The following is an 11,399-nucleotide window of genomic DNA, read 5'->3' as shown; positions in this document are numbered from 1 at the left end:
GGGCGCCACGGTGGCGCTGCTGGGCACCGCCGCGGTGATCCGCCGGGCCCGGCGGGCGCGGCGGCGGTGACTCCGGGGCCGCCGGTCCGTCGGGCCGGCGGCCTGCCGGACCGCCGGTCGTGGCCGGGCCCGGCGGCCGGTTGACCTGGCCGGACAGCCGGTCGGCCCTTCCCGTGGCGTGGCCCGTGGGGCACGATGGCCTGCATGGCCGACTCCCGTTCCCCCTCGCACGACGCCGCCGCTTCCTCCTCCACCGTCCCGTCCGGCGCCGGAGCCGCCTCCCCGGCCGTCCACCCGGGTGAGCTCGCGGCGCGGAGTCCCGTGAAGCTGGTCGCGGTCCGCGACACGCCGCTCTCCCTGGACGAGGTGTTCCGCGCCGTCGGGGACGAGGCGGCCGGCGGCACGGCGCTCTTCGTCGGCACGGTGCGCAACCACGACGGGGGAGCGGACGTCGACGCGCTGGGGTACTCCGCCCATCCCTCCGCCGAGGCCGAGCTGCGACGGGTGGCGGAGAAGGTGGCCGCGGACTTCCCCGTCCGGGCGCTGGCGGCGGTCCACCGTGTGGGTGACCTGGGAGTCGGGGACCTCGCGGTGGTGGTGGCGGTGTCGTGCCCGCACCGGGCGGAGGCCTTCGACGCGTGCCGGCGGCTGATCGGCGACCTCAAGCACGAGGTGCCCATCTGGAAGCACCAGCGGTTCAGCGACGGCACCGAGGAGTGGGTCGGCGCCTGCTGAGCGCCGCCCCGGCCGCGGTCCTTCCCCGCGGCCGGGGGAGGAACCGCCCCGCCTCCGGTTGCGTAACCGAGGGGCGGACGTGAGCGTTGTCACTGCGGAAGGTTAATCTGCTGATCAGTCAGTTGCAGTCGCTCATTCGGGTTGGAGGTCGGCATGGCGGCTCTCGCCTGGTTGCTGATTCCGCTTGTGGCTGCGATCGGCGCGAGTCTCTGGGGCACCTGGGCCCTGCGGACCCGCAGGGCCCGGGGGGACGGTCCGGAACTCGTCGGATACGCCCGTTTCCGCGAGGCGATGGAGAGGTCCACGACCACCACCTCGGTCCCCGGCTCCTGAGGAGCGCGCCTCGCCCGGCGCAAGCGGCACAAGGCCGGGGCGCCGCCGGAACTGCCCGTACGGACGGCCCCGGCGGTGCTCCGGCAGGCCGGTCCCGTACTGTCGTTCCATGCCACGCCGCACTGCGACGATGCTCGCCTCGACCCTGATGCTGATCGTGCTCCTGTGCGTGGGACTGGCCGTCCCGACCGAGTACTCGGAGATGACGCCGGGCCCCACGGTGAACACCCTCGGCAAGCACGACGGCGAGCCCGTGCTGCACATCTCCGGTCACCGCACCTATCCCGCGGACGGCCACCTCAACATGACCACGGTGCGGGTCACCAGCCCCGACTACCGGCTGAACCTGGTCTCGGCGATGTACGGCTGGCTGGCACACGACAACAAGGTGGTTCCCCACGACACGCTCTTCCCGGAGGGGCAGACCGAGGAGGAGTCGAGCCAGGAGAACGCCGAGGAGTTCAGCCAGTCCCAGGAGAGCGCCAAGGTCGCGGCCCTGCGCGAGCTGGACATCCCGGTGGAATCCTGGGTGGTGGTCTCCACGGTGGTCAAGGACACCCCCGCCGAGGGCGTGCTGCACGCCGGCGACGTGATCAGGGCCGTCGACGGCACCCCGGTGAAGGAGCCCGGCGACGTCTCGAAGCTGGTGACCCGCCACGAGCCCGGCGAGAAGGTGGTCTTCACCGTCGTGCCCGCCAAGGAGCAGGCGGCCGCCGAGCGGGAGGGCCGCGAGGCCACCGGCACCGAGGACCTCACCATCACCACGGCGAAGTCCGGGGACGGCGGCAAGCCGCGCGCCATCGTGGGCATCGCGGCCGGGACCGACCACACCTTCCCGTTCTCCGTCGACATCAAGCTCGCCGACGTCGGCGGCCCCAGCGCGGGCCTGATGTTCGCGCTCGGCATCTACGACAAGCTGACGCCCGGCAGCCTCACCGGCGGGGCCTTCGTGGCCGGCACCGGCACCATCGACGACGCGGGCGAGGTCGGACCGATCGGCGGCATCAGCATGAAGACGGTGGGCGCGCGGGCCAAGGGCGCGAAGTACTTCCTGACCCCGGAGAAGAACTGCGCGACGGCCGCCGAGGACATCCCGGACGGCCTGACCCTGGTCAGGGTCGGCGACCTGGACGACGCCCTGGACGCCCTGGAGGACATCCGCGAGGGCCGCACCGGCGAACTCCCCCGGTGCCCGAAGGGCTGAGCCCCGAAGAGCTGAGCCCCCAAAGCCGGGCCCCGAAAGCCGAGCCCCGAAGGAACTGGGCTCTCCGAAGGAGCTGAGCCCCCCGAAGGCCCGGGTCCCCGGAGCGCCCCTCCGGCCGGGCCCGGCGGTCCCGTCCGGGTGAGCCGGGCCCGGCCGGCGTCAGTCCTCGAAGGTCGCCGCGAGCGCCTCGGCCAGTCCCGGAACCAGATCGGAACCGGTGAGCACCTCGGTGGCGGAGTCCTTCTCCCGCAGCCGCAGCGCCGACTCGCGGGAGCCGTCGCGCAGCACCGCCACCGTCATCCGGACCTCCTGCCGCTGCGGGTGGCCGGCCACCCAGCGGGCCAGACCCGCGTCGTCGAGGCCGATGGGCACCTCGGCCTCCGCGGTCGGCGGGAGCATCAGGCGCTCCACGGTGAGGGCACAGCCGGCCACGGCGTCCGGCCAGGCGATGGTGGCGAGGAACTCGTCCAGCGGCCGCGACGCCGGGATCTCGTCCTGCTCCACGGGGGTGAGGGCGGCGGGCTCCGCCTCGTCGGGCAGGCCCAGCTGGTCCGCGAGTGCGGGCTCCTGGGCGCGCAGCGCCGAGGTGTCGACGAGGGCGAAGAGACGGGCGGGCTGGTCCCAGCCGAGGGTGGAGGCGTACTCGTCGATCTCGAGCACGGCCCGGGTGAGCGGGTTCGCCGCCATGGGGGTGTTGGACATGGTCACAATCCTGCCTGGTATCCACCCGTAATCGGGAACTGGGTAAAGCCTCGGTAAGTTGCATAGGTGGGGATCCATGATGAACGGGTCCCCCCGCCGGGTCCGCCGAGGACCTGACGGATCCACACTGACTTGAGGTGCGCACCTTGGCTTTCCAGATGCCGGACCGCGGCGGAGGCCCGACAGGGCCGCGGATGAGAGTGGGCCGCCCGTCCCGGCGGTCCCGGACCCTGCTCATGACGCTGGGCGTCCTTGCCGTCCTCGGCATGGCGTTCACCATGTTCGCGGGGTTCTGGACCGACTGGCTCTGGTACCGCTCGGTGGACTACTCGTCGGTCTTCACCACCACGCTGACCACGAAGATCGGGCTGTTCTTCGTGTTCGGCCTGCTGATGGCCGCCGCCGTCGGCGTCAACATCTGGCTGGCGCACCGGCTGCGTCCGCCGCTGAGCGCGATGTCGGTCGAGCAGCAGAACCTCGACCGCTACCGGATGGGCATCGCCCCGTACAAGAAGTGGGTGCTGCTGGCGATCACGGCCCTGGTGGGCCTGATCGCGGGCGCCTCGGCCGGCAGCCAGTGGCGCACCTGGCTCACCTGGGTCAACGGCGTCGACTTCGGCAAGAAGGACCCGCAGTTCGGGCTGGACGTCTCCTTCTTCGCCTTCGACCTGCCCTGGTACCGGTTCCTGCTGGGCTTCGGCTTCGCCGCCGTCATCCTGTCGCTGATCGCGGCCGCCGTGACCCACTACCTGTACGGCGGCCTGCGGCTGAGCTCCCCGGGCGCCAAGGCCACCGGCGCGGCGACCGGCCACCTGTCGGTCCTCCTCGGCCTGTTCGTGACCCTCAAGGCGGTCGCCTACTGGCTGGACCGGTACGGCCTGGCCGTGAAGTCCAGCGACTTCAAGGCCACCGACAACTGGACCGGCCTGCGCTACGTCGACGCCAACGCCTACCTGCCCGCCAAGACCATCCTCTTCTGCATCGCGGTCATCTGCGCGCTGCTGTTCTTCGGCACGCTGTGGCGGCGGACCTGGCAGCTGCCGGTCATCGGCTTCGGCCTGATGGTCCTGTCCGCCCTGCTGATCGGCGGCCTGTACCCGGCCATCGTGCAGAAGTTCCAGGTGCAGCCGAACGAGCAGGCGAAGGAGGCGCCGTACGTCGCCAAGAACATCGACGCGACGCGGTACGCCTACGACATCGGCGACACCAAGGTGACCGGCTACTCCGGCCGCGGCGCCGACCCCGAGGAGAAGCCGGAGCTGCGCAGCCAGGCCGACCAGGCCGCCAGCATCCGCCTGCTCGACCCGAACATCGTCTCGCCGACGTTCCAGCAGCGTCAGCAGATCCGCAGCTACTACGGCTTCCCGGAGAACCTGGACGTCGACCGGTACAAGGTCGACGGCCAGACCCAGGACACCGTGATCGGCCTGCGCGAGCTGGACCTGAGCGGCGTGCCGAAGCGGAACTGGATCAACGACCACTTCCGCTACACCCACGGCTACGGCGTGGTGGCCGCCAAGGGCACCGAGGCCGACGGCGAGGGCCTGCCCGTCTTCACTGAGTACGACCTGCCCTCCCAGGGACAGCTGGGCACCTACCAGCAGGCCGTCTACTACGGCGAGAAGACCACCCAGTACTCGATCGTCGGCGGTCCGCAGGAGGAGATCGACTACTCCAAGGACGGCCGGGAGGTCGGCACCCGCTACAAGGGCGACAGCGGCGTGAGCCTGGCGAACCCGCTCAACCGGGCGGCGTACGCGGTGGCCTTCAGCGAGCCGCAGATCCTCTACTCGGGCGCCATCGGCGATGGGTCGAAGGTCCTCTACAACCGCACCCCCAAGGAGCGGGTCGAGGCGGTCGCCCCGTGGCTGACCATCGACGGCGACCCCTACCCGGCGGTCATCGACGGGAAGATCCAGTGGATCGTGGACGCCTACACCACGTCCAACGGCTACCCCTACGCCTCCCGCACCACCCTCGGCGACACCACCTCCGACTCGCTGACCACGGACCAGCGGGCCGTGATCGCCCAGGAGGACCGGGTCAACTACATCCGCAACTCGGTCAAGGCGACGGTCGACGCCTACACGGGCGACGTCAAGCTCTACGAGTGGGACACCAAGGACCCGGTGCTGAAGACCTGGATGAAGGCCTTCCCGGACACCGTGGAGCCGCGCACGGCCATCTCCGGCCAGCTGATGGACCACCTGCGCTACCCGCAGGACCTGTTCAAGGTCCAGCGTGAGCTGCTGACCCGCTACCACGTCGAGGACGCCGAGACGTTCCTCAGCGGCAGCGAGGTCTGGCAGGTGCCGGACGACCCGACCACCCGGGCCGGCGAGGCGGTGCCGCCGTACTACCTCTCCATGAAGATGCCGGACCAGCAGCAGCAGGCCTTCTCGCTGACCACGACGTTCACGCCCAACGGCCGCGACAACCTCAGCGCCTTCATGGCGGTCAACGCCGAGGCGGGCACGGACGACTACGGCAGCATCCGCATCCTCAAGCTGCCGACCAGCACGACGGTCCAGGGCCCCAAGCAGGTCCAGTCGATGTTCAACTCCGAACAGGACATCGCCGAGACCATCCGGCTGCTGCGCGGCGGCGACTCCGAGGTGGAGTACGGCAACCTGCTCACGGTGCCGCTCGACGAGGGCCTGCTCTACGTCGAGCCGGTCTACGTCCGCGGCGGCGGCCTCAAGTACCCGCTGCTGCGCAAGGTGCTGGTGAGCTACAACGGCCAGACCGCCTTCGAGGACACCCTGGCCCAGGCGCTGGACAAGGTCTTCGGAGCCGGCGGCGAGGCACAGCCTCCCGAGGAGGAGACCCCGCCCGGCGAGGACACCACCCCGCCGGACAAGGGCGACGCCACCCTCGACGAGGCGCTGAAGGACGTCCAGGAAGCCTTCGACGCGGGCCAGGAGGCCTTCAAGAAGGGCGACTGGGAGGCCTACGGCCGGGCACAGGAAGATCTCGAGGAGGCGCTGAAGCGCGCCGAGGAGGCCCGGGCCCCCTCGGCCGGCGAATGACCTTCCAGGTCGGCAGCTGACCGCGGCGCCAATACCGGATCTTCGGATGCGGTGCAAGGCCCGGGTCCCTCGTTCGGGGGAACCGGGCCTTGTCCGTTCCGGGCTGCGCCGCAGGCCGGGACCGCTCAACACCCCTTGCGGGACGGGGGCAGTTGGGCGGCCCGGGTTTTACTTGTCTCTCTGTGGGTATGTCGACAAAACGCTGTAGTGACCTCCAAGGCTGCGGTATACCAGGTGTACCCGGGGTTCGGGTGGTGCGACGATGGACGTTATGGGGGACAAGGGAACTCTGTTGGACACAGGGCGATTTGCACCGTCCGTCGATCCCGACGGGACGGCCGGGGCCGATGAGGTCACCGGGGCCGAGGCAGCCGGGGCGGCCACCGGCTTCGTCGGCGACCCGGTGGACGAGGCCGGGCAGCGGATCGCCGCCGAAGCCGGGGACGTCGAGGCGATGAGCGTCCTCGGAGCCATGCTGCTGCGCCGTGGCGACCTGGACGGGGCCGAGGGCCCGCTGCGCGCCGCCACGGCGGCGGGCGACCGGGCCGCCGCCAACAACCTGGGCGTGCTCCTCCACCAGCGCGGCTACGCCGACGAGGCCGCCGGCTGGTGGCGCATCGCCGCAGTGGCCGGCTCCGCCGCCGCCGCGCACGCTCTCGGCCGCCACCTGCGCGAGCGCGGGGACGAGCCGGGCGCGGAGTACTGGCTGCGCCAGGCCGCCGAGCAGGGCCATGTGCTGGGCGCCTACGCCCTCGCGGACCTGCTGGAACACCGCGGCGCGAACACCGAGGCCGAGACCTGGATGAGGGCCGCCGCCGACCGCGGGCACCGTGAGGCCGCCTTCCGCCTCGCTGCGGCCCTGGAGCGCCGCGGCGCCGACGGGGCCGAGCCCGACGCGCCGACGGCCGGAGCCGCCCGGTCCTCCCGCACCGCCGGCCGGCCGGCCGGCGCCGCCTCCCGCGAGGCCGAGCAGTGGTACCGGCAGGCCGCCGCCCGCGGTCACCACCAGGCGGCGCTGCGCCTGGGCGAGATCCTGGAGCGCCGCGGCGACCTCAAGGAGGCCGGCCGCTGGTACCTGACCTCCGCCAAGGGCGGTGAGGCCCGCGCCGCCTGCGCGCTGGGCCACCTGCTGCGCGACGCCGGGGACACCGAGAACGCCGCCTCCTGGTGGCTGAAGGCCGCCCGGGACGGCGACGGCGCGGCCGCCAATGCCCTGGGCGCGCTGCACGCGGAGCGCGGCGAGAAGCAGACCGCCGCCCGCTGGTACCGCGCCGCCCTCGACGCCGGGGACGTCAACGGCGCCTACAACCTGGGCCTGCTCTGCGCCGAGCAGGGCCGCACCGCCCAGGCCGAGCAGTGGTACCGCCGTGCCGCCTACGCCGGGCACCGGGAGGCCGCCAACGCCCTGGCCGTCCTGCTGCTGGGCAACGGCGACCCGTCCGGCGCCGAGCCGTGGTTCTCCAAGGCGGCCGAGGCGGGCAGCGTGGAGGCCGCCTGCAACCTCGGCATCCTGCACAGCAACCGCGGCGAGGAGAAGGAGGCGCTGCGCTGGTACGAGCGCGCGGCCTCCGCCGGGCACCCGGACGCCGCCCTCCAGGTCGGGGTGGCCCTGCTGCGCGACGGCGAGGAGCAGGAGGCCGAGCGGTACCTGCGCTGCGCGGCCGGCGCGGGCAGCGCCGAGGCGGCCTACCGGCTGGCCATGGTGCTGGACCGCCGCCGACCGCCGGCGCCCGCGCACGAACTGGGCCCGTGCGCGCACCGCAGGACCGAGTGCGAGGAGTGGTATGAGCGGGCCGCCGGGCAGGGGCACCGCAAGGCGCAGGTCAGAGCCGGGATGCTGGCCGCCGCCCGTGGCGACATGGAGGAGGCGGCCCGGTGGTACCGGGAGGCCGCGCAGGCCGGGTCGGAGAGCGGGGCCTTCAACCTGGGCCTGCTGCTGGCGCGTGAGGGCAGCGAGGCCGAGGCCGTGCTCTGGTGGAAGCGCGCCGCGGCCGCGGGCCACGGCGGCGCCGCCCTGCGTCTGGCGCTCGCCCACGCCCGGCGCGGCGAGCTGTCCGAGGGCCAGCGCTGGGCGGAGCGGGCGACGGCGCTGGGGCCGGACAAGGTCCGCGAGCGTGCCGCGCGGCTCGGGGACGTCCTGCGCGAGGAACTCTCCGCCTGACCGGTCCTGCCCGGGCTCGCCTCGCCCGGGCTTGTCCGCCCGGGCCCGCTGAACGGCCCTGCCCGGGCCCGCAGGCCCGGATGCGCCGGTTCGGATCCGTCGGCCTGGACCCGCAGGCTCGGGGCCCGTCGGCCCGGAACCCACCGGCCCGGGTCCGGCGGAACGGATTTGCCTGCCGCGCCCGCGTCACGTAGTGTTCAACGAGTCGACGCGGGGTGGAGCAGCTCGGTAGCTCGCTGGGCTCATAACCCAGAGGTCGCAGGTTCAAATCCTGTCCCCGCTACTGAAACCCGAAGGGGTCGGACCGGTTCGCCGGTCCGACCCCCTCGGCATGTGCTGCCGCGTGCGGCGACGCCACGCCCCGCCGTGGGCCGCTCCCCCCGGAGGGCGGAGCGGCGGGACGCCGGCCGCGTCAGCCGGAGCACTCCGGGCACAGTCCCCGGTAGGTGACCTCGACGTCGGAGACGGTGAACCCGAAACGCTCGGAGGCCGGCAGGTCGGCCAGCGGGTCGCCGGTCGGGTGGACGTCCTTGATGGCGCCGCAGCGCGCGCACACCAGGTGGTGGTGCGGCCGGTGGGCGTTGGGGTCGTAGCGCTTGGCGCGCCTGTCCGTGGTGACCTCGACGACCTCGCCGAGGGAGACCAGTTCGCCCAGCGTGTTGTACACGGTCGCCCGGGAGATCTCCGGCAGCTTCGCCGCGGCGCGGGCGTGGACCTCGTCGGCCGTCAGGTGGACGTGCTCGCCTCCGAGGACCTCGGCCACCACGCGCCGCTGTGCGGTCATTCGCCAGCCGCGTCCGCGCAGGCGTTCCAACAGGTCGCTCATGGTGGCCAAGCCTAACAGCGGTGCATGAGGTTGTCTTGATTTGGACAGGTTCTAAGAAGCGTTCCAGCGGGACAGGCACCGCAGCACGTCACGCACCGGGACCATGCCGCTGGGCTCCCCCCGCTCCAGGACCACCAGGTGACGGAAGCCGCCGTGGGCCATGGCGCGGACGGCGTCGTCGATGCTCCACGAGGGGTCCGCGACGACGACGTCGGCGGTGAGGTGCGCGTGGGCGCGCTCGACGTCCGGGTTCCGGCCCAGGCCGAGCGAGTTGAGGATGTCCCGCTCGGTCGGGATGCCCGGACGGGCCGCTTCCGGGTCGAGCACCAGGGCCGCGCCGACCCCGCGGGACGACGTCAGGACGGCGGCCTGGCGGAGCGTGTGGGCGGGGCCCACGGTGAGCAGCGCCTTGGTCATGGCGTCGCGGACGAGCATCGGCCGGAGTCACCTCCTCCTGCGCATCCTCCCGCGAGGCGCCTGCTCACGGCAGTCGGCCGAGGCGCTCCACGAACGCACACGTGGGGGTGCCGCCGGCGTCGCAGGCGGGCGAGGAGGCCGACAGGACGTCACCCCGGGGCGCGCGGGGCACCCCGGGGCTACGGGGCGTACGGAACCGTCACGCGGGGCGCCGCAGGGCTCAGTACCGCTGGTTGAGGTATCCCAGCAGCTCGTCGTGGAGCAGCCCGTTGGAGGCGGCCGCGTTGCCGCTGTGCGGACCGGGGCGGCCGTCGAGGCCGGTGAAGGAGCCGCCGGCCTCGGTGACGATCACGGCGGTGGCCGCCATGTCCCACAGTGAGAGCTCGGGTTCCGCGCAGATGTCCACCGCGCCCTCGGCCACCATCATGTACGGCCAGAAGTCGCCGTAGGCGCGCGTCCGCCACACCTCGCGGGTCAGGTCCAGGAAGCCGTCGAGGCGGCCCTGCTCCTCCCAGCCGGTCAGCGACGAGTACGCGAACGAGGCGTCCTGCATCCGGGACACCTTGGACACCCGCAGCCGGGAGGCCGAGGACAGGCTGCGGCCGGTGAACGCGCCGTGGCCCTTGGCCGCCCACCAGCGGCGGCCGAGCGCGGGAGCGGAGACCACGCCGACCACCGGCTGGTAGCCGCCCTCGCCGGCCTCCATCAGCGCGATCAGGGTGGCCCACACCGGGACGCCGCGGACGTAGTTCTTGGTCCCGTCGATCGGGTCGATCACCCAGCGGCGGGGGCCGGTGCCCTCCACGCCGTACTCCTCGCCGAGGATCGCGTCGCGGGGCCGGGCACGCTGCAGCTGGCCGCGGATCAGCTCCTCGGCGGCCTTGTCGGCCTCGCTGACCGGCGTCATGTCCGGCTTGGTCTCGACCTTCAGGTCGAGCGCCTTGAAGCGGGCCGTCGTCGCGGCGTCGGCGGTGTCCGCCAGCACGTGGGCGAAACGCAGGTCATCGAGGTAGTCGGCCATGGCCGAACCGTATCGGCCGGGCGCGCGGCGGGGCCACACGGGGCGGAGGGCGGTTGACGCGGGAGAGGCGGTGCAGGGCCTTGACAGTGTCCGAAGGCGCGTCAACCCTGGGCGCAGGCCCCCGGGCCCGCCGCAGGGCCGCGCCGCCCGGCCCCGACCGCCCGGGATGGGGAGGCGACGATGCGCACGGCACGCGACGCGCTGCTGGAGGCCGCCGCGACGGCGCTGGAGCGGCAGTCCTGGGCGGTGGTGCGGATGGTCGACGTGGCCGCCGCGGCGGGGGTCTCGCGGCAGACCCTCTACAACGAGTTCGGCAGCAAGGAGGGGCTGGGGCGCGCGCTGGTGCGGCGGGAGGCCGACGCCTATCTGGCCGGCCTCGACCGCGCGCTCGCCTCGCACACCGATCCCCGGGAGCGGCTCGCCGCGGTCGCGGAGTGGACGGCGCGGGCGGGACGGGGCGGTGCGCTGGCCCGGGCGGTGCTCACCGGGTGCTGGAACGATCGGCTGCCGTCGCCGGTGCTCACGGCGGTGCCCTCCTCGTCGGCGGTGCCGGCGCAGCGGCGGGCGGACGGGCCGTTGCCGTCGCCCGCGGAGCTGGTGGCCCTGGCGCGGGACCGGGCGGTAGCGGCGCTGGGGGCGCTCCCGGGGGCGGTGGGGGCGTCCCCCGCCCGGCCAGCGTCCCCCGCCCGGGCGGAGCCGGGAGCCTGGGGGAGGGCGTGCGAACTCGCCGTCCGGGTGGGCCTGTCCTGCGTCCTCGTCCCGCCGGGTCCGGGCACGTCCGTCGCCGACCTCGTCCGGTCCGCGCTGCCCCGCCGGGTGCCGGGCGGAGCCGCGTAGTCCCGCGCCCGCCCCCGCCGCACACCACGAGGGTCCGGAGCGGGCGCCGCCTCCCGGGCGGCCTGGGGCGCACCGCCCCGGGCGGTCCGGCCGCCCGCGGGACGCGGTGGACCGGGCGGGCGGGCCCGCCGGGC

At 73.5% G+C, this 11,399-nt stretch carries 10 protein-coding genes and 1 tRNA gene; 7 read left to right on the top strand and 4 right to left on the bottom strand.

Annotated elements, in window-relative coordinates:
- Positions 1 to 204 precede the first annotated feature (204 nt).
- From A2U95_RS06660 to A2U95_RS06650, 3 genes are all read left to right on the top strand, one after another.
- A complete protein-coding gene (locus A2U95_RS06660) occupies positions 205 to 735 on the top strand; it encodes a molybdenum cofactor biosynthesis protein MoaE (RefSeq protein WP_240957220.1) in 531 nt (176 codons plus the stop codon).
- A 153-nt stretch (positions 736 to 888) separates the two neighbouring features.
- Positions 889 to 1,068: a hypothetical protein gene (locus tag A2U95_RS06655; RefSeq protein WP_166021285.1), complete on the top strand. Its 180-nt coding sequence runs from the start codon at positions 889 to 891 to the stop codon at positions 1,066 to 1,068.
- A gap of 109 nt (positions 1,069 to 1,177) precedes the next feature.
- The gene (locus A2U95_RS06650; protein WP_166021284.1) at positions 1,178 to 2,272 is read left to right on the top strand and encodes a YlbL family protein; all 1,095 of its coding nucleotides are present in this window, start codon (positions 1,178 to 1,180) and stop codon (positions 2,270 to 2,272) included.
- A gap of 159 nt (positions 2,273 to 2,431) precedes the next feature.
- Here A2U95_RS06650 and A2U95_RS06645 read toward each other — a convergent pair whose 3' ends face one another.
- Positions 2,432 to 2,974 (bottom strand): PPA1309 family protein, encoded by a 543-nt coding sequence (locus A2U95_RS06645; RefSeq protein ID WP_166021283.1) that lies wholly within the window; start codon positions 2,972 to 2,974, stop codon positions 2,432 to 2,434.
- A 158-nt stretch (positions 2,975 to 3,132) separates the two neighbouring features.
- Between A2U95_RS06645 and A2U95_RS06640 the strand changes: the two genes are divergently transcribed.
- From A2U95_RS06640 to A2U95_RS06630, 3 genes are all read left to right on the top strand, one after another.
- A complete protein-coding gene (locus A2U95_RS06640; protein ID WP_420857017.1) occupies positions 3,133 to 6,003 on the top strand; it encodes a UPF0182 family membrane protein in 2,871 nt (956 codons plus the stop codon).
- A 262-nt stretch (positions 6,004 to 6,265) separates the two neighbouring features.
- Positions 6,266 to 8,164 (top strand): tetratricopeptide repeat protein, encoded by a 1,899-nt coding sequence (locus A2U95_RS06635; protein ID WP_206282828.1) that lies wholly within the window; start codon positions 6,266 to 6,268, stop codon positions 8,162 to 8,164.
- 209 nt (positions 8,165 to 8,373) lie between these two features.
- Positions 8,374 to 8,447: transfer RNA gene (locus tag A2U95_RS06630), tRNA-Met, on the top strand.
- Between the two features lie 129 nt (positions 8,448 to 8,576).
- On the opposite strand, the gene A2U95_RS06625 is transcribed toward A2U95_RS06630, so the two are convergent.
- The 3 genes from A2U95_RS06625 to hisN all read right to left on the bottom strand — a co-directional run bounded on the left by A2U95_RS06625 (position 8,577) and on the right by hisN (position 10,428).
- A complete protein-coding gene (locus tag A2U95_RS06625; protein ID WP_166021280.1) occupies positions 8,577 to 8,990 on the bottom strand; it encodes a Fur family transcriptional regulator in 414 nt (137 codons plus the stop codon).
- Between the two features lie 51 nt (positions 8,991 to 9,041).
- Positions 9,042 to 9,425, bottom strand: coding sequence for a CBS domain-containing protein (locus A2U95_RS06620; protein ID WP_166021279.1), 384 nt, complete (start codon positions 9,423 to 9,425; stop codon positions 9,042 to 9,044).
- Positions 9,426 to 9,627: 202 nt separating this feature from the next.
- The gene (hisN, locus tag A2U95_RS06615) at positions 9,628 to 10,428 is read right to left on the bottom strand and encodes a histidinol-phosphatase (RefSeq protein WP_166021278.1); all 801 of its coding nucleotides are present in this window, start codon (positions 10,426 to 10,428) and stop codon (positions 9,628 to 9,630) included.
- 180 nt (positions 10,429 to 10,608) lie between these two features.
- Between hisN and A2U95_RS06610 the strand changes: the two genes are divergently transcribed.
- The gene (locus tag A2U95_RS06610; protein WP_166021277.1) at positions 10,609 to 11,265 is read left to right on the top strand and encodes a TetR/AcrR family transcriptional regulator; all 657 of its coding nucleotides are present in this window, start codon (positions 10,609 to 10,611) and stop codon (positions 11,263 to 11,265) included.
- The last annotated feature ends 134 nt before the right edge of the window (positions 11,266 to 11,399 follow it).

Origin of the sequence: Streptomyces chilikensis (assembly GCF_001642695.1) — a bacterium.
In the GTDB taxonomy this organism is placed as follows: Bacteria; Actinomycetota; Actinomycetes; order Streptomycetales; family Streptomycetaceae; genus Streptomyces; species Streptomyces chilikensis.
This window is presented reverse-complemented; position numbering and strand designations above follow the sequence as displayed.

Coding starts and splice junctions, on each gene's coding strand:
- A2U95_RS06660 (WP_240957220.1), top strand. CDS start 205: ATGGCCGACTCCCGTTCCCCCTCGCACGACGCCGCCGCTTCCTCCTCC.
- A2U95_RS06655 (WP_166021285.1), top strand. CDS start 889: ATGGCGGCTCTCGCCTGGTTGCTGATTCCGCTTGTGGCTGCGATCGGC.
- A2U95_RS06650 (WP_166021284.1), top strand. CDS start 1,178: ATGCCACGCCGCACTGCGACGATGCTCGCCTCGACCCTGATGCTGATC.
- A2U95_RS06645 (WP_166021283.1), bottom strand. CDS start 2,974: ATGTCCAACACCCCCATGGCGGCGAACCCGCTCACCCGGGCCGTGCTC.
- A2U95_RS06640 (WP_420857017.1), top strand. CDS start 3,133: ATGCCGGACCGCGGCGGAGGCCCGACAGGGCCGCGGATGAGAGTGGGC.
- A2U95_RS06635 (WP_206282828.1), top strand. CDS start 6,266: ATGGACGTTATGGGGGACAAGGGAACTCTGTTGGACACAGGGCGATTT.
- A2U95_RS06625 (WP_166021280.1), bottom strand. CDS start 8,990: ATGAGCGACCTGTTGGAACGCCTGCGCGGACGCGGCTGGCGAATGACC.
- A2U95_RS06620 (WP_166021279.1), bottom strand. CDS start 9,425: ATGCTCGTCCGCGACGCCATGACCAAGGCGCTGCTCACCGTGGGCCCC.
- hisN (WP_166021278.1), bottom strand. CDS start 10,428: ATGGCCGACTACCTCGATGACCTGCGTTTCGCCCACGTGCTGGCGGAC.
- A2U95_RS06610 (WP_166021277.1), top strand. CDS start 10,609: ATGCGCACGGCACGCGACGCGCTGCTGGAGGCCGCCGCGACGGCGCTG.